Annotated in this window: 21 protein-coding genes; 4 read left to right on the top strand and 17 right to left on the bottom strand. The window is 43.8% G+C overall.

Annotated features, from left to right (window positions below; all coding sequences use genetic code 11):
- Positions 1–18: 18 nt before the first annotated feature.
- A complete protein-coding gene (locus INT03_RS07600) occupies positions 19–2541 on the bottom strand; it encodes a Tex family protein (RefSeq protein WP_193008465.1) in 2523 nt (840 codons plus the stop codon).
- Between the two features lie 506 nt (positions 2542–3047).
- On the opposite strand from INT03_RS07600, the gene ompR reads away from it, so the two are divergent.
- On the top strand, positions 3048–3806 hold the full coding sequence (gene ompR, locus INT03_RS07595) for a two-component system response regulator OmpR (protein WP_193008464.1): 759 nt from the start codon (positions 3048–3050) through the stop codon (positions 3804–3806).
- 114 nt (positions 3807–3920) lie between these two features.
- Positions 3921–5180, top strand: a complete 1260-nt coding sequence (locus tag INT03_RS07590; RefSeq protein WP_193008463.1) for a CobW family GTP-binding protein — start codon at positions 3921–3923, stop codon at positions 5178–5180.
- Between the two features lie 63 nt (positions 5181–5243).
- On the opposite strand, the gene INT03_RS07585 is transcribed toward INT03_RS07590, so the two are convergent.
- The 4 genes from INT03_RS07585 to ubiG form a co-directional block, all read right to left on the bottom strand.
- Positions 5244–5510, bottom strand: a complete 267-nt coding sequence (locus INT03_RS07585) for a DksA/TraR family C4-type zinc finger protein (RefSeq protein ID WP_045443167.1) — start codon at positions 5508–5510, stop codon at positions 5244–5246.
- Positions 5511–5683: 173 nt separating this feature from the next.
- Positions 5684–6508 carry a YciK family oxidoreductase gene (locus INT03_RS07580; protein ID WP_193008462.1) on the bottom strand — a complete coding sequence of 275 codons (825 nt, stop codon included), beginning with the start codon at positions 6506–6508 and terminating at the stop codon, positions 5684–5686.
- A gap of 99 nt (positions 6509–6607) precedes the next feature.
- Complete coding sequence (locus tag INT03_RS07575; RefSeq protein WP_193008461.1) at positions 6608–7318, bottom strand: HAD family hydrolase; 711 nt, start codon at positions 7316–7318, stop codon at positions 6608–6610.
- Positions 7319–7393: 75 nt separating this feature from the next.
- Positions 7394–8233, bottom strand: coding sequence for a bifunctional 2-polyprenyl-6-hydroxyphenol methylase/3-demethylubiquinol 3-O-methyltransferase UbiG (ubiG, locus tag INT03_RS07570; protein ID WP_193008460.1), 840 nt, complete (start codon positions 8231–8233; stop codon positions 7394–7396).
- Positions 8234–8682: 449 nt separating this feature from the next.
- Here ubiG and INT03_RS07565 point away from each other — a divergent pair, with 449 nt between their 5' ends.
- A complete protein-coding gene (locus INT03_RS07565) occupies positions 8683–9303 on the top strand; it encodes a thiol:disulfide interchange protein DsbA/DsbL (RefSeq protein ID WP_045443155.1) in 621 nt (206 codons plus the stop codon).
- A 201-nt stretch (positions 9304–9504) separates the two neighbouring features.
- On the opposite strand, the gene yjgA is transcribed toward INT03_RS07565, so the two are convergent.
- The 8 genes from yjgA to mazG form a co-directional block, all read right to left on the bottom strand.
- Positions 9505–10023 (bottom strand): ribosome biogenesis factor YjgA, encoded by a 519-nt coding sequence (yjgA, locus tag INT03_RS07560; RefSeq protein WP_193008459.1) that lies wholly within the window; start codon positions 10021–10023, stop codon positions 9505–9507.
- A 100-nt stretch (positions 10024–10123) separates the two neighbouring features.
- Entirely contained in the window at positions 10124–11089 is a 966-nt protein-coding gene (rapZ, locus tag INT03_RS07555; RefSeq protein ID WP_193008458.1) for an RNase adapter RapZ, read from the bottom strand.
- Positions 11090–11131: 42 nt separating this feature from the next.
- Entirely contained in the window at positions 11132–12040 is a 909-nt protein-coding gene (gene panC / locus INT03_RS07550) for a pantoate--beta-alanine ligase (protein ID WP_193008457.1), read from the bottom strand.
- A gap of 41 nt (positions 12041–12081) precedes the next feature.
- On the bottom strand, positions 12082–12882 hold the full coding sequence (panB, locus tag INT03_RS07545; protein ID WP_193008456.1) for a 3-methyl-2-oxobutanoate hydroxymethyltransferase: 801 nt from the start codon (positions 12880–12882) through the stop codon (positions 12082–12084).
- A gap of 139 nt (positions 12883–13021) precedes the next feature.
- On the bottom strand, positions 13022–13543 hold the full coding sequence (gene folK / locus INT03_RS07540; RefSeq protein ID WP_193008455.1) for a 2-amino-4-hydroxy-6-hydroxymethyldihydropteridine diphosphokinase: 522 nt from the start codon (positions 13541–13543) through the stop codon (positions 13022–13024).
- Positions 13536–15785 (bottom strand): polynucleotide adenylyltransferase PcnB, encoded by a 2250-nt coding sequence (pcnB, locus tag INT03_RS07535; protein ID WP_193008454.1) that lies wholly within the window; start codon positions 15783–15785, stop codon positions 13536–13538. Before pcnB ends, folK begins: the two co-directional genes overlap by 8 nt.
- Positions 15786–15951: 166 nt before the next feature.
- Entirely contained in the window at positions 15952–16326 is a 375-nt protein-coding gene (locus INT03_RS07530) for a ComEA family DNA-binding protein (protein WP_193008453.1), read from the bottom strand.
- Complete coding sequence (gene mazG / locus INT03_RS07525) at positions 16310–17191, bottom strand: nucleoside triphosphate pyrophosphohydrolase (RefSeq protein ID WP_193008452.1); 882 nt, start codon at positions 17189–17191, stop codon at positions 16310–16312. Before mazG ends, INT03_RS07530 begins: the two co-directional genes overlap by 17 nt.
- A 244-nt stretch (positions 17192–17435) precedes the next feature.
- Between mazG and INT03_RS07520 the strand changes: the two genes are divergently transcribed.
- Entirely contained in the window at positions 17436–18923 is a 1488-nt protein-coding gene (locus INT03_RS07520; protein ID WP_226951672.1) for a phosphomannomutase CpsG, read from the top strand.
- A gap of 99 nt (positions 18924–19022) precedes the next feature.
- Here the strand turns inward: INT03_RS07520 and INT03_RS07515 are convergent, their stop codons facing one another.
- From INT03_RS07515 to INT03_RS07500, 4 genes are all read right to left on the bottom strand, one after another.
- A complete protein-coding gene (locus INT03_RS07515) occupies positions 19023–20444 on the bottom strand; it encodes a UDP-glucose/GDP-mannose dehydrogenase family protein (RefSeq protein ID WP_193008451.1) in 1422 nt (473 codons plus the stop codon).
- A 146-nt stretch (positions 20445–20590) separates the two neighbouring features.
- The gene (pgi, locus tag INT03_RS07510; protein ID WP_193008450.1) at positions 20591–22258 is read right to left on the bottom strand and encodes a glucose-6-phosphate isomerase; all 1668 of its coding nucleotides are present in this window, start codon (positions 22256–22258) and stop codon (positions 20591–20593) included.
- A 3-nt stretch (positions 22259–22261) separates the two neighbouring features.
- Positions 22262–23146, bottom strand: coding sequence for a UTP--glucose-1-phosphate uridylyltransferase (locus INT03_RS07505; protein WP_193008449.1), 885 nt, complete (start codon positions 23144–23146; stop codon positions 22262–22264).
- A gap of 68 nt (positions 23147–23214) precedes the next feature.
- The gene (locus tag INT03_RS07500; RefSeq protein ID WP_193008448.1) at positions 23215–24738 is read right to left on the bottom strand and encodes a glycosyltransferase family 2 protein; all 1524 of its coding nucleotides are present in this window, start codon (positions 24736–24738) and stop codon (positions 23215–23217) included.
- Positions 24739–24746 lie beyond the last annotated feature (8 nt).

The following is a 24746-nucleotide window of genomic DNA, read 5'->3' as shown; positions in this document are numbered from 1 at the left end:
TATCACTATTAACATTAACTATTTTTTGGTTTTAGCCACACCAGCTTCCTGTAACAGCGCCCCAAGCGTACCCATTTTGCTAGGCGCTTCTGCTTTTTCTGCACGAGGCGCCTTGCTGCGACTGTCGCTATTATTGCTGCTACTAGGTTGACGCTTAGGCTTAGACGGACGCTTATCGCCAGCTGGACGATTGCTGCGCGGACGACTGGTATTCTCATCATTATTAGTAACATTTGTCGTTGCAGGTTTCGCTGCTGGACGTGCAGGTTTTTCAGCTTCAGGTTTCATACTAAAACCAATACGACCGCGTTTTTCGTCAATAGAGATGACACGGACCGAGACGATATCACCGGGCTTGACGCGGTTCATCGGGTCTGCGACAAAGTCATTGGCCATTTGCGAGATATGAACCAGACCATCTTGATGCACGCCAACATCGATGAAGCAACCAAAGGCAGTCACGTTCGTAACAACTCCTTCTAATGTCATGTCTTCGCTCAAATCTTTAATGCTGTTCACATCTTCCCGGAAGTTAGCCGTCTTAAATTCAGGACGTGGGTCGCGTGCTGGTTTGACTAGCTCCTCGATGATAGCAGTTACACTAATATTGTCATCATTATCAGCCAATGCAGTGGTATCTATCGTATTTAGTACGCCGTCATTGCCGATGACTTCTGGCAATGCTTTACCAGTTTGTGCCAATAAGCTATCGACCAGCGCATAGCTTTCTGGATGCACACCAGTGGCATCAAGGGGATTACTACCACCATGGATACGCAAGAAGCCTGCTGCTTGCTCAAAGGTCTTAGCGCCTAAGCGTGGGACATTTTTCAATGATTCACGACTGTCAAAAGCACCATGCTCTTTACGATAGGTCACGATTTGCTGCGCGACGTTTTTATTCAAACCAGCGATATGTGCCAAGATAGCAGGGCTTGCGGTATTTACATCAACGCCAACCGCATTTACGCTATCTTGCGTAACTTTATCAAGACTATCTGCCAGCTGGGTTTGGTTAACATCATGCTGATATTGACCAACGCCAATCGCTTTTGGATCAACCTTGACCAATTCTGATAAAGGGTCTTGCAAGCGACGGGCGATAGAAACCGCACCGCGTACCGAAACGTCTAAGTTACCAAGCTCGTCACTAGCAAGCTCACTGGCTGAATAAACAGAAGCACCAGATTCATTGACGATAACTGATTTGGCTTGTAACTCAGAGTTGGCAGTCAAAATCTCTTTAATCATCGCATCTGTTTCGCGGCTCGCTGTACCATTACCGATAGCCACTAAATCAACGTTGTAAGTACTTAATAATTCATCGATGACTTTTTTGGCTTCATCCATTTTATTATCAGGGGCAAATGGATAAACTGTGGCGACGACAGGCTTGTCTTCACTGTCTAACATGACGTGACCTTGAGCATCGACGATGGCCATTTTTACGCCATGACGAATGCCAGGATCAACGCCTAAAATTACTTTGCGACCGGCAGGCGCTGACATTAATAAGTGCTGTAAATTATTAGCAAACACGTCAATCGCGTCAGCTTCAGCGGTCAGACGTTTTTCTGTCAATAAACGGTGTTCAATATGCGGACGCCATTTGTCTTTCCACAAACTCGTCGCCGCTTCTGTCAAAAATTCTTGACGCTCGGCTGGAGCTTTTGTATCAACGTTAAAATACTTAATAATTTTTTCGATAAAGGGTGCGTCTTCGCCTTCTATTTTGAGGCCTAAGACGTTTTCTTGACGACCACGTAGCATCGCTAATAAACGATGATTCGGCAGACGCGCAAGACTTTCGCTATGCTCGAAGTAATCTTTAAACTTCTCGCCGACTTCGCGTTTTTCTTCACTGGCAACGGCAGATACGATACTCGCCGTCTTGGCAAAGCCACTGCGCAAGTTGTCTAGCAAAGCCAAAGCCTGCGTCCATTCATCAACGATGATGGCTTGTACGCCCGCCAATTGCTTGGTGATATCGCTAAAATCAACCTCAATCTCATTACCACTATCATCGGTAATGCTAGATTGTACTTGATAGCCTGCTAATGCGTCAGTTGGCGTGACTTCTTGCGTCAAGACGGCTTGCGCTGCCACATCAAGACCAGCAGCACGTGCTTTGGCGGCAGGAGAGCGGCGACGCGGGCGGTATGGCAAGTAGATGTCTTCAAGCTCAAGTTTCGACGTCGCATTATCGATACGCGTCTGTAGCTCGTCAGTCAAATTGCCCTGCGTGCTGAGCAGCTCGGTAATTTTGAGGCGACGGGTGGCCATGTCACGCTCATAATTAAGAGACTTCTCAAGCGCACGCAATTGCGCATCGTCAAGATTCTGCGTCTTTTCTTTACGGTAACGGGCAATAAATGGAACGGTCGCGCCTTCATCGTAAAGTTTGACAAACGCATTGACTTGAGCAGTCTTAATGCCAAGCGCGCGAGCAAGCTTGTCGTGAATATTCGCGTGTGTGGTTGCATCCAAAACCTGTGCATTTGTCGAGGTTTGAGATGGCGTTAAGGTATCAGTGCTACTCATAGACGTATCAATCGTTGAGAAATGTAGTTTTGCATTATAGCAAAAGCTGCATGAATAAAAATCCTTTTTATCTTTTCGTTATTTATCGCTAGTTTTACGGCGAAAATCGTCTCATATCATAGGTTCTGTCGCTTTGTTAAACAAACGCATACAGCATTTATCCTGATGGGTGATGCAATTAGTGGTGCAATCTTATACACTAAAGTATCCAAGGCGCAAATATTGGTACGCGCTGACGCATTGAACAATAGTATTCAAATTTATGATGGATTGAGACGGACCTTTACTTTTGACCACTCATTGAATAAAGACAGTTTTTTTGCTCAGGTTTTTTGTATAGTCGATTCAAGATAATTTAGCGAGGAAAGCACGTTAAAATACTATAAATAGTAGACTCAACGAGCCTGACACCGTATTTTTTTTATATCATTTTAACTATATAACCTTTAGCCTTGACTGTTAACGATAATTTCTACTAATAATAATTTTTATAAGAGGATGCCTGTATGTCTGAAAATAACAGCCCTGATACCTTAACTCAACGAATTTTAGTCGTCGATGATGATGCACGCTTGCGCTCTTTATTACAGCGCTTTCTGGAAGACGATGGTTTTGTCGTCCGTACAGCTCATGATGGCAGTCAGATGGATAAATTGATGCAGCGTGAACTGTTCTCCTTGGTAGTACTTGATTTGATGCTACCAGGCGAAGATGGCATCAGTATTTGTAAGCGTCTACGCGAAGACAATGGTGACATTCCTATCATTATGCTTACCGCCAAAGGGGGTGATGCCGATCGTATCGCTGGTCTTGAAGCAGGCGCGGATGACTATCTGCCAAAACCATTTAACCCAAAAGAGTTGTTGGCTCGTATCAAAGCTGTACTGCGTCGTCAAAATCGCGAGCTGCCTGGTGCACCAAGCCATCAGCTTGAAGTGGTTGAGTTTGGACCGTGGACGCTTGATTTATCGACTCGTACACTCAAGCGCGATGGTAATGTTGTTACCTTAACGACAGGTGAGTTTTCAGTATTAAAGGCTTTAGTGCAGCATCCACGTGAGCCATTAACCCGTGACAAACTGATGAACCTTGCGCGTGGTCGTGAATGGGGTGCGATGGAGCGTTCTATCGACGTACAGGTGTCACGTTTGCGTCGTTTGATTGAAGACAATCCGTCACAAGCACGTTACATCCAAACCGTTTGGGGTGTAGGCTACGTATTCGTTCCTGACGAAGCCGAAGTAGAAACCGTTAAAAGTGAATAGTCTTTGCTTTATATATTCACTTAATACGTTTGTTTGAGATAATCAATTAAAACAGTTACTTAACACATTTTCTTAGCCTCGTTTTCTGTTAGCATCGTTTACGTTTGCTAGCAGATGAGGCGCATCTTTGAGACCATTTTGAAACCATCTATTATTTTTAAAAACATACCCTGCACCTTGGTGACAGGGTTTTTGGGTGCTGGCAAAACCACAGTAATTAATCAGCTGCTTGCTATTAAACCTGCCGATGAGCGCTGGGCATTACTGATTAATGAATTTGGTCGTATCGGTATTGATGGTGCGCTGTTGGCAAGCTCACAAGATAGTATGGCTGAGCAAGATAATATTGCGATACGAGAGGTCAGTGGTGGCTGTATTTGTTGTACCAGTCAGCTGCCATTACAAATTGCTATCAGTCGGCTACTTAGTGAGCATAATCCACAGCGGTTGCTCATTGAGCCTACAGGGCTTGCTCATCCACGTGAGCTTATCATGCAGCTCAGTGCACCGCATTGGCAAACAGCGCTCAATATGCAGGCAGTAATAACGGTGCTGAGTGGCCTGCAATGGCAGCAAGACAAATATCGTAATCATGACGGTTTTCAAGCGCATGTCCGTGATGCCGATGTGTTGGTCATTAATCGCTATGCTCAATTAAGCGATAGCGAAAAACAAGCACTGCAACAATGGATAGCCAAGCTAAATGCACAGGTAAAAATTATTTGGGCAGCATTTTCACAAACCACGCCTGATATTGCAAACCTATCCCATGCCTATCTATCAGAATCAAGCATGTCAGAGCTGAACACTCAGCTAACCAAGCCCAGTCAGGTTATCTCGAAACAACGCACAGTCAATATCGTTCACGCTCAAAAATCGATTATTAATTTGCAACCGCAGAGTAATGCACTATCGACCGCCTTGTCATCCAACGCTTTTACAGATAGAGATGATGCGCAGACCGACACAGATATTGAGCTACCTTACCGTTATCATGAGAAACAGCAAGATATCCTACTGGCAGGTTGGCGGCTACCAGCAGAATACATATTAAAAGCAGATAATTTACAGAATTGGTTATTAAACCTGCCAAACTGGCAACGTATCAAAGGTGTAGTACATACCTCTGACGGCTGGCTACAAATCAATTTTACTCCTGACAGCTTAACCACCAGTACGGTCAGCGCACAAGTTGATAGTAGGCTAGAGATTATCTTGCAGTTGGATGCACACACTAGTAACGACAACGAGGCCACGGTAGAAAGCGACCGCTCAGAAGAAAAAGATAGGACAGCATTTTTGTCTTCTATAGAGACACTGCCTTTTATCGATTGGGATGCCTGCGATCGTGAACTAATGGCACTGGTTATATAGTAATAGACAAAAAAAAGGGCAGACATTGCTGTTTTATATAGCAATATCTGCCCTTTTTCTTTTTTAACGTAATTGACTGTCTTTGCTACCGCGCCGGTTGAACAACTCAGCGGCTCTCGCCTCTTGTTCAAGTTCTGTCTGACAGCTGACGCAATGCTGAATACCAGGCACTGCTAACCGCCGTGCTTCTGGAATAGGCTTGCCGCATTCATCACACATCTCGGCACTGATGCCAGTTGGCAACGCACGTCTTGCCCGCTCTAATGCATCATTTACCGTTGCATCCATTTGCTCATGCTCAGCACCATCTCTTGACCAACCACCTGCCATAATTCTATCCTATTTACGATAATCAGATATTACAAATCGCTTTAATAACAAATAGATGGGGTTGTTTATAATTAATTGCAACCTACTAGAGCATGCCTCAATCTGAAAGTATGCGAATAAATGCGCTAAGTAATGACATTTCCTAGCAAAAAATCACATGACTAATCTTTTGGCTATAGCTCGACCACTTGCCCGCGTACCCCGATACTGGCATCACTCATCAGACAAACATAGCCTGCCATGATATCTTCAGGCGTTTTTAAGCTCATAGGACTCTCTCCTGGATAAGCATGGGCGCGCATATTGGTACGAGTGCCACCAGGATTGACACAGTTAAAACGTAAATTAGTCGTATTCTGCGTCTCTTGGGTAAAGATATCACTCATACCTTCTACGGCTTGCTTGGACAGCGCATAAGCACCCCAGAACGCGCGAGGATGTGTACCGACCGTGCTAGAGGTGAAAACAATAGAACCATTCTCAGCATCTTTAAGTAGTGGTAGCAGTGCTTGGGTGAGCATAAACGTCGAGGTAAAGTTCACCTTCATAACTTGTGCAAAAGTATCGACGTCATACATCTCAAGTGGGGTTAGCTGCCCAAGCATGCCCGCATTGTGCAAGATACCATCGAGCTGACCGACTTCTTTATTAATCAACCCCTCTAACTGCTGCATCTCAGCATAGGTTGCCCCTTCTAGATTCATCGGTAGCATGGCAGGCTGTTTGCCGCCAAGACTTTCAATCTCATCATAAACATATTCAAGCTTGCTGCTGGTACGTCCCAATAACAGGACTGTCGCTCCATAGCGAGCATAAGTCAGCGCGGCAACGCGGCCGATACCATCACCTGCACCTGTGACCAAAATAGTCTTACCGTCTAAACAATTATCAGATGGTACAAAGTTGCGAATATCGTTATGAGTTAAAGGTTGAGTTAGACTTTGAACGGTTTTTTGGTGGTCTTGCTGACTAGCTGACTGGTTAATATTGTCACTCATGGCATTGCTCACTGCTTATCGTTTAATAGTTGGGATGCTAAGTATTTATCGTATTTCTTTAAAAACATAGAGTGTGGCGGACTCGATTTATAATTTGATTTATAAATAGTCAAATTTACCAGAAGAAAGCAACAGTTTGTTTAATTGCTCAGGCGTATCAGTAATATAATCTGCGCCCCATTTCTTTAGGTTTTTTTGATCTTCAGGCGGAATATAACCATAAGCAGCTAGAATCGTCGGCATGCCAGCGGCATTACCAGCTTCGATATCACGGATATGATCGCCAACATAAATCACGCTTTCAGCGGCGCCGCGAGGGATACCAAGCTTCTCTAACGCCGCATACATAGGCTCTGGATCGGGTTTTGAGCGAGACACATCATCAGGACAGACCAAAGCAGAACAGCGCCCGTCTAACTGCATCTTTTCTAGTAATTTTTCTGCCAGATAACGCGGCTTGTTGGTCACAATACCCCATGGCACCCCTTTTTCTTCAAGAGCAGTCAACACGTCTTCTAATTCAGCGAACACACAACTATCGACGCATATCTCAGCTTCATAATCATCTAAAAACTGTTGGCGAAACTCCTGCAAAGCTTCTTCGCTAACCTCAATTTGATCGTTATGACGTAGCATCAACTGTACCATCGCTGAGGCACCAGCAGAAACTTGCTCGCGAATTTCTGTTTCAGGCGGTGCTTGCCAATCATTTTCGCGGCTCATTTTACCGATAATACGGACAAAATCAGCAGCCGTATCGATTAATGTCCCATCGAGATCAAATAAAACCGCTTTTACAAATTGGCTCATAGTGAATGCTCTTAATATAGATAAGGTGTTGAGTGAAATAGTATGGCATGAAAACAACCAAATACGGCATTCAGCTTAAGCCAGTGGCTTGTGTACTGCCATCATGTAATTGACATCGACATTTTGAGCTAGCCAATAGCGCTTGGTCAGCGGATTATAATGCAAGCCAATGATATCTTGACGTGTGAATCCCGCATCAATTACCATTTTGTCTAGCTCAGCTGGCGTGATAAATTTGGCATAGTCATGAGTACCGCGATCGAGCAAGCGCAATACATACTCTGCCCCAACGATGGCAAATAGATATGATTTAGGGTTTCGATTGATCGTCGATAGCACGCAAACACCGCCTGGTGCCAATAACTCAAAACACGCCTGCACAATCGAGCTGGGGTCAGGCACATGTTCGAGCATCTCCATACAAGTCACTACATCAAACTGACCTGCATGAGTTTTGGCCAATTCTTCTACTGGGATATGCTGATAGCGCAGCGTCTCATGTAAAGCGCTTTGCTCTGCATGCAGCGCTGCCGCTTTTAGGTTTTCGGTACCCAAATCAATCCCTGTCACATCCGCACCGCGACGTGCCATAGACTCTGACAATATACCGCCGCCACAGCCGACATCGAGCACTTTTTTTCCAGCCAAGCCGGTTTCAGCCGTTTTATGAATATCTGTATCAGCACTGTCATTTTGATAACTGCGCTTGACGTTTTCTTCTATCCAATTTAGACGCAGTGGATTTATTTCATGCAAGGTCGCAAATGCACCCGTCTTACTCCACCATTCGCTTGCCAACTTATTAAACTTGTCGACTTCGCTAGGATCTACATTAATGGCGGTAGCCGTTGTATCATCAAGACCGCTGTTTGCTTGCTCATTCAAAGAAGGCGAGGAAGATAGAGCTGAGCTCATTGCATTTTTCCTTTATTGTCATTATCGTTGTAATCATATACAGTGCACAATTATGTGCCTAATATTAGCATGAGAGCGGCAGCTTTGTCGTGAGTACATCGTCACCGATTGTGAATGCTCTTAGCAAACGTTCATACTTTCTGTACCGTTTTTTTAGAGGATAGATGCTTCAAACAGCTTCAAACCTAAATAATAAAACGCTAAAAAAATTCCAAAAAATGCGGTGAAATAAGCCTTAAATAATGGCTCACAGCTTTACAACCATTAGTTAAGAATCGGATTCACAAGCGACCATGTTTTACGTTATTATAGTCGATACGTCACTATAGTTCGATTATACTCGACACTGTCTCGTTTGGGCACTTTAAAAACCTGTGCGCTATACCCAAAACCATACGATACTAAAACACCTCAACAAACCCTAAGTTTTCACACCTCAAGGATAAAGTATGAAACGTGTCATCACACTGACTGGTCTGGCCATGGCCATTGGACTTGCCACTATGGGCGCACAAGCTGCCGACTATGTCGCCGGAAAAGACTATCGCGTGCTAGACAATCCAGAAAAAATCAGCGGTGATGCTATCATTGTTCGTGAGTTTTTTTGGTATGGTTGCCCGCATTGTAACGTTCTTAACCCGCATATGGAAAAATGGGCTAAAAACAAAGACAAAGACGTTGCCTTTTTCAAAACGCCAGCAGCGCTTAACCCTGTCTGGGAAGCCAACGCTCGTGGTTTCTATGCCGCTCAGCTGCTAGGGTTTGAAGACAAGACCCATGACGCGCTATTTGATGCCATTCACAAAGATGGTAAGAAAATCTTTGACCAATCATCATTAAGCAAATGGTATGCATCGAAAGGCGTTAATGAGAAGAAATTCAATAGCCTTTATAATTCATTCGCCGTTGGGACGAAAATTGGTCGTTCACAAGCAGGCGCTAAGCGTTATCAGCTCTCTGGTGTGCCAGCAGTCGTCGTACAAGGCAAATACGTTGTCACTGGTGAAAGCGCTACTGTACCTAAAGTCGTTGACTATTTGGTTGACAAAGTGCGTGCTGAAAAGAAATAAGTTAAGTACTAATATAAATTAGGTACCGTTATAAATTAGGGACTAGCATTTATCTATAAGTGTCATTTGTACCTAAATGCTCTTACCCATAAAAAAGCCAATCACTTGATGATTGGCTTTTTGCATTTGCAGACTACTTTAGTTTATAAGTGGAGATATTGTATAAATAGTGGTCAAAGCTATTTAGTCGCTATCATCTTATTATTTTTCTTTTTTCAATTGCGACAAAATAGCGACTTCACGAATATAACTGGCTAAGTCTGCTTTAGACTCTGCCATCAGCTCATCATCTTGGGTATGTTTGGCGTATTCAATCCATAACAGTAATTGATACATACTATTTTGTTCAGATGCTTGGTATTGTTTAACGAACTGCTTAAGCGTCCCTTCATCATTAATATTTAAACGCTCAAACCAACTTTCTATTTTTGAGACCTGTTCTTTAGGGAAAAACGCATCAAATAATGCTTTTACCAATTCGTGGCGGTTTTCTTCACTAATGAGCTTACCAACGCGCTTGGTTTGGCGAATACGAGCATTAGCACTAGTGATATCGGCCAATGCCATGAGTTCTGCCATAAAATAGTCACTGGCTGGCAGATTTTTGAGCTGCTTTTTCGATAAGCTGGCAAGTGGTATCGACAACTTCTGCAAACGCTCATGGGCTTTTTTGAGTTCAGTGCGCGAAACGCGCATATCCTGTTCTTTCCAGTCAATCATAAAAGCTTTCCAAAATAATAAGTAATAAAATTAATAAGGGCGTGTCCTCATTTTAAAAATAGTCATAAAAATTAAGACATGCCCTGATGTTTACCAATAACTACCAACGATTTTTTTCACGATGTTTCGCCAGCACTTTTATACTTTGCGGCATAACATCGGCAAGACGACGTTGTAAATTATCGGTGATGAATACTGAACGATGCTTACCACCAGTACAGCCAATAGCCACTGTCACTGTATGGCGGTTATTGTGTAAAAATTCGGGCAACCAACGGGTTAAAAACTTATCTATATCATCAGTCATCTCAGCCACTTCTGGATAGTCGGCAAAGAATGCAGCAACTTCCATGTCTAGACCTGTCGAAGTACGCAATTCAGGGTTCCAATGCGGATTCGGCAAAATCCTCACATCAAAGACAAAATCTGCATCAATAGGACTGCCATATTTAAAGCCAAAAGACAGCAGATTAATCACAATCTGATTGTCCACGCCGACATGTTCACGCAAGCTGTCTTTCAATTGATGAATATTCAAATTGCTGGTATCAATTCTGATATCGGCATGACCTGCGATAGGCTCTAACAGCTCCACTTCTTTTTTAATCGCGGCAGGTAGATTAAAAGCAATGTGCTTGGCATTGTCACTATCGATATCCTGCGACATCAGCGGATGTACGCGGCGTGTCGCATTAAAACGTGCTATCAAAGTGCTTTCTTGCGCGGTCACATACACCACTTTGACCGCATGCGCCCCGTATGTTTTTTTTAGGGATGCATGCATCTCTGCAAAGTTGGATAGATCCGCTCGCGGTGTTCGAATATCAACACCAAGCGCAATACGACGAATCCCACTTTCATTGACCAATTTATGCGCAGCATCCGGCAATAAGGATAACGGTAAGTTATCAATAGGATAATATCCTAAATCTTCTAAGATATTTAATACTGAGGTTTTACCTGAGCCTGAACGCCCTGATACCACTAGGATACTGAGCTTGTCGGTTGCTATTTTACACGCTGCCTGCTCAGATTGACTGTTATTTTCACCCTGACTCACATCCATGATTCACCCATTCTAGTCCATTGCATCCTGCAAATTACTATGTCACAACGATTGATCCACCGTCACCAATTGATTGTCTAACAAACGTGCACGTCCTAGCCAAGCAGCGACTAGAATCATCAAATTCTTGTTTTCTACATTAAAAGTTAAAGTATCATTAGTGAGTGACTCTAGCATATCGGTTTTAATGTCTAAATAATCAATAATGAAGCCAGCATCCGTAATACGCTGATGCGTTTCTGCTAGCAACGACTGAACAGCTTGTTGGCTCTGTTCGCCTTTTTCTAACTGCTTTGCTAAATATTGTAGCGCTTGATGGATAACAGGTGCTACCTCACGTTCAGTAGCACTTAAATATTGGTTACGCGATGAGAGTGCCAAACCATCTGCAGCGCGGACAATAGGTGCCCCTATAATTTCAATGGGATAACTTAAATCACGTACCAATTGCTTAATAATCGCTAATTGCTGATAATCTTTTTGTCCAAAAACAGCCATATCCGGTTGTACGATATTGAACAGTTTAGAGACGACAATACCAACACCGTCAAAATGCCCAGGGCGTGATTGACCACATAATTGAGTGGTAATAGCACCTGCAAGAACGGAAGTCGGCGGCGGTAAGACAGGGTACATCTCTTCAATACTGGGCGCAAACACATAATCAGTATCGACCGTTGCTAGCTTAGCGACATCCTCATCAAGCGTGCGAGGATAACTATCAAAATCCTCTCCCGCGCCAAATTGAGTAGGGTTGACAAAAATACTAACCACCACGATATCAGCATGTTGCTTGGCTATTTTTACTAATTCAAGATGGCCAGCATGCAGATTGCCCATCGTTGGCACTAAAGCGATGCGCTGTGGGCCATCTTGATTGTCATTTTTTTGTCCACGATAAGACTGTAAAGCTGTACGCAATGCGGAGATATGATGATGAATGATTGGCATGGTTAACTATTCTTCTACTGATAATCGTAAAAACTAAAATGTTAGCTAAACTGGTGCTGCTCGGTTGGAAAACTGCCTTCACGTACTGACTGCTGGTAAAGGGCAAATGCGCCTTCGATACTGTGCGCGCTATTACGTTCATCGGTCAAAAAGTCATGAATAAAGCGCGGGACACGGCCGTGTGCCATACCTAGCATGTCATGCATGACCAACACTTGACCATCCGTATCCGCACCAGCACCAATCCCAATAACTGGCACTGCGACGGCTTCCGTCACTGCTTTTGCAAGCTCAGCAGGTACGCATTCTAACACTAGCAGCGCAGCACCTGCCGCAACGACTGCTTTCGCATCAGCAAGCAATTTATCAGCCGCTTCGTCACCACGACCTTGGATTTTATAACCACCAAACACATTGACTGATTGCGGTGTTAATCCTAAATGCACACAAGTAGGCGTCCCTGCTTGCGCCAAAGTTGTGATTAAATCGCAAAGCTCACTACCGCCTTCAATTTTAATCACATGCGCGCCCGCCTGCATCAGCTGGCGACTATTGGCAACCGCTTCTGGTAGGGTGACATAGCTCATAAATGGTAGGTCAGCCAATATCAGCGCGTGTTGATTGCTACGTGCAATATTGGCTGTATGATAAGCCATGTCATTGACAGTCACGGGTAACGTTGAGTCATGACCTTGCACCACCATGCCCAAACTGTCACCGATTAAAATGGTATCAATCTCTGCTTTTTCCATCATGCGTGCAAACATCGAGTCATAGCACGTTAAGCAAGTGAACTTGGTACCGTCTTTTTTAAATTTTTTTAAAGTAGATAACGTCGTCATATGATCCTCGATTAACCTGTAGTGCTTTTAACTGTTTCTAGCCATTATTCTGATTGTAATCAAAACACTTAGCAATCGTTTGGTATGGTTGATTCAACTTAAAACAGGTTAACGCTGTCACTGTTTTATAGTAGATTGGTTATAGCAGTTTTAAGCCTGTCCAATCTTTGCTAGGCGGATAATCATCTATTGATTTACTAGCAATGATAAGCGCTGGTGCTAACTCTCGCAGCGGTAACAAAACAAAATTACGCTCAAACAATCCAGCGTGCGGTACGGTCAACTGCGGCTCAGTGATTTGCGCTGCACCGTATAACAAAATATCAACATCCAAACTACGCTCACCCCAACGCCGTATTCGTGCGCGCTTAGCCTGCTCTTCTAACTGTTGGCAGTAGCTAAGCAAATCTAAAGGCGGCAGTATCGTCTCAAACTCAGCGACGGCATTAACAAAGTCAGGCTGATCTTGCGGCCCCATAGGTGCTGAAGCGTAAAATGAAGAAACACGAACCGCGCGTATTTGCTTATGCTCTTGCATCGCTGCGATTGCCTGCTGCAAATGCTCTACCGGTGAACCCAACTCGTTAGACAAATTGCTACCCAAACCTACATAGCAGGTTACCCAATTAGCGTTGCCCGCATCGTCAGTAATGTTAGACATTGTTGGTACTAGGCTGGCGACGGCGACGTTTCGATGGTACAGGGCCTTTATTGTCATTCACACTACTCGTACCAGCATTGCCGTTAGCAGACTTTGCTTCTGTCGTTTTGGCTGGTTTTTTTGCACTTGCAGGTGTCGCAACCTTAGCCACTTTTTTACGCTCAGCCGTTTTTTTAGCCGGAATATCTACTTTATCAGTAGGCTGGGCTGCTGGCTTAGGTGCTTTTTTTGCATACTTTGCTGCAGCTTTATCGTTGTTGTTAACCGTTACTGGCGTCTCTGTGCTATTAGCAAGATTTATACTATCTACACTTGGCTGACGACGGCGACGCTTATGCGGTATCGGCTCATTATTCATACTGACTAACGCAGGCGATCTTGCTACCGAACGAGCCACAGATGAAGACGTATCCTCTGACTGTATTGCTTTGGGCTGCTGAGCTTGATTTGAGAGATCAGGCTTATTATCAGCTTTACTATAAGAGTTAGCATCAGAACTGGCATCCTGATTTTTTAGCGCTTTCTCTGCCAATGCACTCTTATGAGCAGGTTTTTTCTGGACAGCCTCTTGACGACTATCAGGCTTATCGCCATTTGATAGCTGCTTCTGTAATGGCGGCACAACTTTTTCGTGCTCGATTACAAATAGTGGTGCAGGCTTGGAATGATGACGTTTATTTGCCGCTTGGTTGCTATTATTAGCAAGGGATAGCTGTCGTAACTGAGCAAGCTCATCACTATCTTGACTTACTTGCTGCGACTCATAATGCTTGTTTTTATTGCCACCAGATTGCTTAACAGAGGCAGATTGACTGGCAGCGCGGCGACGGCGTGCTGGAATATTTGACGGGTCATTTACCATATTCTGATCATTCCTACCCTGCTCAGCTGTATCATTGGCTTTGCTATGCTTGGTATTGTTTTGATGAGATATTGAGTGATCGACGCTATTTGACTCTGGCTTTTGACGATTGCGCCCACGACCACGCTGCGCTTGTTTATAGGCACCGCGACGAATGTTTTCATCAAAATCGTCAATGGCTTGCTGCTGCTCTCGTTCAGACAATGTTTGATAGGTTTGCCACCAATCGCCCATACCATTAGTAGACTCTGATAACGGATGCTCAGCATCACCGCATTGCTCACGCAACAACAAAAAGTCAAAACCCGCACGGAAGCGTGGATGCTCAGAGAGTTGAACGATTTGTTTACTACGCGGGGCTGCAAGTCTTGGCTGCAATATCCAGATATCACGGATAAACTGCTCTGCAAATTTAGGAATCGCCGTTTTGATACGTTGACGATCAATCACTTTACCAGCTGCATGCATTTGCGCTTCAGCAAACGGCATATTGCGCTTCTTAGCCTTTGCCAATTGATGCAGATAGTTTTCCCATAATAGCGCGGCATAAAAGAACGCGGGATTGATACTTTTGCCCGCAGCAATACGTTTGTCGGTATTAATAGCGACTTGATTGACCAGTGCACTTGGCTCAGACGGTGGATAGATAATTAAGCTATCAATCGCCCCCGACTCAAACAATAGCGGCAATAATGGCACTAAATAACCACCAGTAAACATCTTCTGGGTTTCATCATAGAGGCGATGCGGTGATATTTGCTCAAGCAATGCCCAGTTGCCATCATGAAACTGATCGGCTAACTCGTCATCAAACTCAAAACCGAGCTTGGCTTTGAAGCGTAAAGCACGCAACAAACGCACTGGATCTTCTTCGATACGCACTGGCGCATGACCCAACAGCCGAATGATTTTATTATCAATATCTTCAAGGGCACCGCAAAAATCATGAACCACCCCTTTGAGCGGCTGATAATAAAGCGCATTAATAGAGAAATCACGACGAGAGAAGTCTTGTTTGATATCGCCCCAAACATTATCACGCAGAATCATACCGTCTTGATTGGTATTAGCATCATTGGTTGGTGGACCACGGAAAGTAGCGACCTCAATCAACTCACGGCCTGAATACACGTGCGCCAACTGAAAGCGGCGACCGATAATGCGGCAGCGCTTGCCAAAGACGTCTTTGATCTCATGCGGCTTGGCATCAGTGACAGCGTCAAAGTCTTTTGGACGCAGACCCAATAAGGTATCACGCACACCACCACCAACGATATAGGCGTCAAACCCAGCTCGGGTCAATGTGGCAATGACTTCAGTAATGGAATTGGGTAATTCAGATTTGTTCAGTTCTAACTGCTTGGCGGCACGCTCGGCCATGCATCTACTCCTCGCCGGTATTCTTTAACCACCCCTGAATAACACAGCGTTTATCAGGCGGATGTACCCGCTAGTTTAACAAATTTTGCGCGTAGTAGGTGTGTTATGACATTTACTTACGTGCTATTTTGTCAATATTGGGGTTAATTAAAGCAAAATACGGCCCTTAATCTTGTACGCGTAAACGTCCTCGATTTTTCTCAACCGTTTTTGCGCCAATACCCTTGACCTTTGCTAACTCATCAACGGTCTTAAAACTACCAAACATCTCACGATATAGAATAATCGCTTGGGCTTTACTGCTACCGATACCATTTAGCGAAACCAGCTCGCCTTCACTGGCTCGATTGATATTCACAGTGGCTTGATCACGTGCCTGTGTTTTGGCACTTTCTTGCGCCAATAGATAATCGTAGGCACGCTGAGGATTATCAAAACAAGGCGCAGCTTGAACACTGTTCAAGATGAGAACCGCCAATACTAGACTGAAAACAGCCGTATTGACTAAGCTAACAAACGAGATCTTATGATAAACGTTCATGTTGTTTCGCCGCTTCCCATAGTGCATCCATCTCTGTTATATCGCTGTCTTCTAAACGCTTACCACTTACCGCTAATTGCTCTTCAATATAGCCAAAACGTGATTTAAATTTATGCACACACGTTAAGGTGGCTGCTTCTGCATCAAGGTTAAGTTTACGGGCGACATTGACGAGCGCAAACATACAATCACCCAGCTCCTTTTCAATCTCTCTGATATTGGCTTTGCTTATGTCATATTCAGCAGCATCTTTTGATTTATCTATCAATTCAGCCTTTAACTCGGTAATCTCTTCATCTAGCTTATCAAAAGCACCGCTAACGCCTTCCCAGTCAAACCCTAACTTTGACGCCTGTTTTTGTACATCTTGCGCTTGCATGAGCGCACTGCCCGCCTTGGTATTGTCTAGACGACGTTTTGGTTTGCCTCGTGCCTCGCGCGCTTGCTGCTCTTCTGCTTTGATCTCATCCCAACGAGCTTTTACTGCCGCGTCATCTTCAAGGGTTTCAGCCTCAAACACATGCGGATGACGACGAATGAGCTTTTCTTGTAAAGTGGTGATAACATCGCTCATATCAAAGCGACCTTGCTCGGCATACATCTGACAATGAAAAACGACTTGCAGCAGCACATCGCCAAGCTCGCCTTTGATATCCTCATCGTCATTATCTTGTACCGCTTCTCCCAACTCATAGGCTTCTTCGATAGCATAAGGAATTAAACTATGATTGCTTTGTTTTTTATCCCACGGACAATCAACACGTAGCCGTGCCATCAAAGCCAATAAATCGTCTAATTCACCGCTAGCAGTTGGCGTCCCTTGCACTGGCGCGGGCACTGTTACTTTATTGTCTAAAATACTCATAAGGAATGCTCTTATTTTTTTGTCTATTGTGCTGTTTGCTAGCTTTACGTAATACAGAAGTTGCCATTTTATTGTTTAGTATAGCGTGCAGCTTAGTCATGAATCGCTACAAATTTGAGTCAAAATTATTGACACTCACTTAACTCATTCGGCAGTTAGTGTATCATTGAACGCTTATTAGCTTATAATTATGCTATCTACTTTCTTATTTTATCATTGCTCACGTGCAAGGAATTTTATCATTATGTCGACTTCTGCGACCACCAGCTATCAGCCAGCCACGGAATTCAATGCTATCACCATCAATTCGTTTAAAGCTTATGATATACGCGGCGAACTTGGCGTGAATCTAGATGAAGATATCGCTTATCGCATCGGGCGCGCCTTTGCACAGATTCTATATCAGCGTTATCAGGCATCTGCTCAAACCCAAACCAATGATATAGCAGACCTAAAACCAGCTATCGTCATTGGTAGTGATATTCGCCACTCTAGTGAGCAATTAAAACAAGCCGCTATCAAAGGCATCGTTGATGCAGGTGTCGACGTGATTGACTTGGGCATGAGCGGTACAGAAGAAGTGTATTTTGCTACCAGTTACTATCAGGCTTTGGGTGGTATTGAGGTCACAGCCAGTCATAACCCTATTAACTATAACGGCTTAAAACTGGTTAAGGAGCACTCAAAGCCAATCAGTGCTGATGATGGTTTGGCAGAGATTCAAGCATTGGCAGAGTCTGGGAAATTTACCGCTACTAATACTCTAGGAAAACTGCAATTATTAACTGATAAAAGCGCTTATATCAATCATGTCATGACTTTTATCGATACCGATAAGCTCAAACCCCTCAAATTAGTGATTAACTCAGGCAATGGCAGTGCAGGGCCTGTGGTTGATTTGTTGATTGAAAAGCTTGCACAAGCTGGTGCGCCAATTGAAGTGATTAAACTGCATCATACGCCGGATGGTAGCTTCCCTAATGGCATCCCCAACCCTATGATTGAAGCCAATAGAGTGGCGACTCAACAAGCTGTTTTGGAAAACAAAGCCGACCTTGGCATTGCCTTTGATGGCGACTTTGACCGCTGCTTTTTATTCGATGAACATGGTGAATTTATTGATGGTAGCTATATCGTTGGGATGCTCGCTCAAGCATTTTTGAATAAGTACCAAAATGAATCAATCGTCTACGATCCACGTGTCATTTACAATACTGAAGCGGTGATTAAAGAGCATGACGGTAAGGCTGTCATCAGTAAGTCTGGGCACTCATTTATCAAACAGGTCATGCGCGAGTCTGGCGCGGTTTATGGCGGCGAGATGTCTGCACACCACTATTTCCGTGACTTTTTCTATTGCGATAGCGGCATGATTCCATGGTTGTTAACCATTGAATTGTTATCTATCACTGGTAAAACCCTATCGGAATTGGTCACTGGCTATATTCAAGCATATCCTAGCTCAGGCGAGCTTAATTTTCGTCTCACCACTCATGATGCTCCAACGATTATTAGCGCTATTGAGGAAAAATTTAGCAGCGAAAATCCGACCAAATCAACCCTTGATGGCTTAAGCCTTAACTTCGGCGAGTGGCGCTTTAATCTGCGTACCTCAAATACCGAGCCACTTATTAGATTAAACATTGAAAGTCGTGGCAATGAAGAATTGTTAGCTATTAAAGTTAAAGAGATTCAACAGTGGCTAGCGACACAAGGTGCTGTACCAGCGTAAACGAATACGATTTAATATGGGTGATTTCGACTAAAAATCAAAAAAGCTCGCTGATAATTATCAACGAGCTTTTTTGATGACAGAAAAACTGAAATAAAGCTATTTAGACCGACCAATGCCCATATAGTCACCTACCAGACTATCGATCTGCAATCGTGTCAGTGCATTTTGCGCATCAAATACTGGCATCGCGTGTTGATTAAGCTTGGCAATATCTAGTTGATCTTGTGGCGACCAACTAATAATAAAAATCGCCTGTGCGGCACTTAGCTGCTGATAAGGATTATTAATCAATTGCAGTAATGATTGCTGCTGATAAAGCATGGCAAGTTCATCTTGTGCTTTATCGCTATACACCAAAGTACGAATATTATAAGACCATAATAACGCTAGCAATGGATGTATGGCTGAGCCTGCGGTACGTCCTGAGCCTGATTTATAACTACCGCCCCAAATCATCACCGTTTTATTGTCAATAAATCCATCAAAATATTGCCAGAATTTACGGAATATCAGCTCTTTTTGATCTTCGTTGATGTGCATGACTGACTGCAACAGCGGCATCTCTAAACTGTGCGTTTGGCTGGACTGTTGTAATTTAGCCAGCTCGGTCGGTAGTGTGTTACCACCAAAGCCCCAGCCTGCTTGCAGATAACTGCTGCCGACCCGCGCGTCTAGCCCCATGATACGACTGACTTGCTTGATATCTACCTGTTGACTGTCCGCCAAGCGTGACATCTCATTCATAAAACTCACTCGCGTCGCCAGCATCGCCATGATACTGCTACGGGCAAACTCTATCGTTGCGATATCAGCGTGATGAGCGGCACGCGCATGCTGCATTAACGGCTTCAATACTTCTAGATGCTGGCTACTATTGGCTGTTTTTTCACCAAGCAACCACAGTGAGGGATTTAACATTGAGCTATAAGCATCACCGTCTTGCAAGAATACAAACGGCACATAGTAGACCCACGCGCGCTGCAAATTTTGCGCCAGTGCTGAGACCACCCCTAGTTTCTCAATGCCACTTATAATCACGGGTAGCGATTGCTGATGACTATGGTTGAAGGCAGTAATCCAGCTGGCTTCTGCCCATACTGGCTTGATACTGTCTAAAAATAACCAATACAGCGCAACGGTGCTTTGGTCGTCAATCTTACTAATCTCATTGCTCTCATTGATGTGACGACTGTCACTAAAATTTGTCGTTTCATAATATTGTATTAACGTGTCAGCGCTAGCTGGTAATGCTGTACTGATAATAACCTGCTGCTGCTCGTACATCTGCCACAGTGCTTGTAAATGATGCTCAAAGCCGTATTGTTGTATTTGCTGCGTCAATAGCTCAATATCTGCATAAAAATGCACGCGCTGACCGAGACTTGCCAGCACCACGGCGCTAGTAATGGCCTCAATGCTATGACCAATAAGCACACAAACTTGCTTGCTTGCAGTGCTTTGTGATTTAGATTCATGCGTATATTTAGGTGTATTGTCATTTATAGAAACAGCGCTCATGCGTTCACCTTTAATGATTATCGACTTAGTATAGTCAATCCTATATAAATCAGATACGGTGTCAGGCTCGCTTAGTCTACTATTTGTAGTACTTTCGCTCGCCTTCCTTGTATCCAAATTATATTGAACCGACTATAGCAAAACGATCAAGACAGCTGCTGAATATGTTTTAAGAGCTGGTTAGTAGAGCTGTCAAACTGACCCTCACCTGCTTGCTGCATGGCTTGATGTACGGACTCCGCCATTTGCTTACCCATCTCGACGCCCCATTGATCAAACGGGTTAATATCCCAAATGCTGGCCATGACATAGACTTTATGTTCATAAAGCGCAATCAGTGCGCCCAAACTGTGCGGCGTCAGCTCATCGATCAGCAATGTAGTTGACGGCTGATTGCCACGGTAATATTTATACTTGTCCGCAGCAGAAGCCACTTGAACCTCAGACTCTTGGAGCGCGGCATTACCAAAAGCCAGTACTCGACTTTGCGCCAAGCAATTGGCTAAAGACAGCTCATGCTGCTGCTGTAATGGCGTGTTTTGCGATTGACCACTATAACGGCGCACACAAGCAATAAAGTCACAAGACACCTGCTGTGTGCCTTGATGTAGCAACTGATAAAAGGCATGCTGCGCGTTAGAGCCAATCTCGCCCCATAAAATCGGGCAAGTATCATAATCAATATGATCACCGTGTTGGGTGACCGACTTACCATTACTCTCCATCTCAAGCTGGGTTAAGTAGCTTGGTAAATAGTTGAGACGACCATCATAGGGCAATACGGTATGAGCATTTACCTGTAAAAATGTACTGTTCCAAACTGCAAGTAGCCCCAATAATACGGGTAGGTTCTCTGCAAAATCCGTCTGCGCAAAGTGCTCATCCATACTATGCGCACCAGCTAATAACTCTTTAAACCCAGCCATACCAATACGAATGGCAATGGCCAGTCCTATCGCCGACCATAAAGAGAATCGACCGCCAACCCATTCCCAAAGTTGCAGCTGATGCTCAGGATGAATACCCCACTCACTCATTTTTTCGCTGTTAGCGGAGATACCAATAAAGTGGCGGCGTAGCACACTGTCTTCAGTACCTGCACGCAGCTTGGCAGTGGCAAGCAACCATGACAAGGCCGTCTTTGCATTGGATAAGGTATCCACCGTACCAAAAGATTTGGATGAGATAATAAACAAGGTGGTCTCAGGATTGAGGTGCTTCAGCAAGTTATCAAGCTGAGTACCGTCCATATTAGAGACGAAATGTACTTCAATTTCAGTATCTGCCCACTCATCCAGCGCGGTAGTCGCCATAAGCGGGCCAAGATCAGAGCCACCAACGCCAATATTAACCACATCCGTAATAGCTTGACCAGAAAACCCGCGCCATGTACCACTACGGACACGTTCAGATAAACGTGCTACTTGCGACAGACTATCATGCACATCAGCGACGACATTTTGCCTATCAACGTCTAGTTTGGCAGACTCTGGCAATCGTAGTGCTGTATGCAAGGCAGCACGCGCTTCACTGGTATTGACCATCGCGCCTTGCATAAGTGCATCAATCCTTGTGGACAATTCACAGCTTTCTGCTAGCTGCAACAGATTTGCCAGTACCTGCTCGTCAATACATTGCTTGCTATAGTCCATATATAGCGCGCCAGCTTGCATGCTAAAGCGCGTTGCACGACTGTCATCTTGTGCAAACAAAGCTGCCAGTGACCATGGCTGCTTTGCTAGCGTTTGTAGTTGCTGCCAGTATGTCGAGTTTCGAGCACTGTTATAAGCGCTATTGCCCTTCATCTCAGCCATCAGCTACTCATCTTCTGCTAATTGCTGCTCAGCAAAATAGATAAATGCTTGCATATATGAGCGCATATCGCCTGCATCATAGCTGTAGCCGCGCATGGTCGTGACATTCACGCCGTATTCGCTAATCAACGCATCAATCGCATCGGTCAGCTGAATTTCACCACCGACCGAGGCTTTGGTATTGGCCAAATAATCAAAGATATGATTGCTAAAGACATAACGACCAACAACTGCTAATTTCGAAGGAGCATCGGCTAAGTTGGGCTTTTCTATAAATCCCGCGACTTTAAAGCTGGCATTTATATTTGCTTTATCATCTTCCCTATTCACTTCACTAAACGCTTCATTCAATTTGGCAATACCATACTTATGCACATCTTCATCAGCGACTTTATCCACCAATATCTGTGAATGGTTGTCTTCAGCAAAAGCATCAATCATAAAGGCTAAGTTATCAGCAGCCATATCGCCCGTAAAAGGATCAAGCACAACATCGGGCAATAATACGGCAAAATCATGCTCACCGATAATCGGGCGCGCAGCGAGTACCGCGTGTCCCAAGCCCAACGCCTTACCCTGACGTATCATCGAAACCGTCACATCATCTGGTAGCCAGTTTAAGCTGTCCGCCAGCTGCTCCTTACATTTCGTTCTGAGCTGACTGTCCAGCTCAGCATTGATATCGAAGTAGTTTTCAATCGCGCTCTTTTGTGCATGACCAACCAAGACAATATGCTTAATACCAGCAGCAATCGCCTCTTCGACGACATAATGAATGGCAGGACGATTGCCAAGCGGCAATAGCTCTTTTGGCACAGATTTAGACAATGGCAACATACGAGTACCAAAGCCTGCAACAGGGATAACGGCGTGAGTTATTTTTTTCATACTTCAATAATCCTATAAACTTAATATCTATAATTAGCAATTATAAAAAGCCTTGTCTAGGGTTCACTTCAAAGCTTACTTAATACTTCATGTGTGGCTAAGTTTTCTTTTAAATTCAGCATATCTACTTGAATGCTATCTGGTATTCCAACAAATAAAGCTTGTGGAGCATTTGCTTGTTTTTCGACACTAGCCATAACCAAACACGCTTTTTGATGAAGTGTATCTATGTGCCATAGTCGCCATGCTTCCCAATAGTCTAAACGAGCCAGCGCTGCTGTACGATTATAAATACCAAATTTCTCGGATGTCATTAGGGAGTTGGGACGATGACTGGCGATGGTCAACGGTTTTTTAACGATTACGATGCTTTCACTGCCATAGACTAGCTTTAAACGCTCAAAAAACTCACTATCAGCCCCTGTGCGCACGATATGCCACAAACCAGTCTCTTGTTTAACTGTTTGCAAACGAAACATAGGCGAAGCTGGGTTTTGACGCAGAAAGGGATATATTTGACGTACATAATATTGGCCATCATAATCTAATCTCAACCAATGGGATGTCGTGGCAATGATACTAGCGTCTTCTATCAATGGCCGCACTTGCTCTGCTATTTTTTGTGGATGTGCCCAATCATCAGAATCTTGACAGGTTAAAAATTCACCTGTCGCATATTGTGCACCAATGCTTTTGGCAGCAAATGTACCTGTATTTTTTGGTAGAGAAATAACTTTTATAGCGGTATTGTAAGCACTTAGGTGCTGCAAACGCAGTAAGGTATCATCGGTACTGGCATCATCAACCACTATTATTTCTAAATCTTGCCATGTCTGCTGTAGTAGGCTATGAATACAGCTATCTATCGTTTCGCTGGCATTATAAGTAGTGATCATAACGGTCACTTTATGCAGCTTACTATTACTTTGAGAGTCTTGATCTTTATTTATTTGCTCTATTACTCGTAGATTGGTCACCGTAAAAGGCTGTTGCTCATCAGACAGTGCTATTTGACTAAGCTGATGATGAGTAAATATTTCATTTAAATTGGCAAGCTTAGCCAGTGGCATATGAAGTGCTATATTATTGTAGAGACATCTTTTATCTGCATACTCATCATCTGCTTGGTATGATAAAAAACCATTTAAGTAATTATCGATGTTAGTATCTAGTGGGTAATACTGTCGTAAAAGCGCAATATATAAACCCTGATAATAGCTTCTATCTAAAGTACCTACCTTTTCTTTCTGCACTTTCAAAAAATTACATATCACTTCAGGATAGAAAGATATTGTCTCTTTAATAAATTCATGATGAAATTGACGGTATCTTTTATGATATAAGATATACTCTATATGACTTTTGGCCATACTGTCGGTTAATTTCTGACGCTTAATATTAGCAATGGTAAACACTAATTTATGGCGTGGTGTCTTTACTGGTAACCATGATGAATATTCTAAGACGGTATGATACAAGCCTAAACGTGCTGCATACCAACGCCGTTTAGCAGTAGTATAGCGCAGCCTAGGCTTTAACGCCGCTAAAGCCTGAGTAAACGGTTTATTCCTAACATAAAAAAAGTATTTCAAATCGAGAC

Source organism: Psychrobacter sp. PG1, from assembly GCF_014897815.1.
Lineage (GTDB): Bacteria > Pseudomonadota > Gammaproteobacteria > Pseudomonadales > Moraxellaceae > Psychrobacter.
This window is presented reverse-complemented; position numbering and strand designations above follow the sequence as displayed.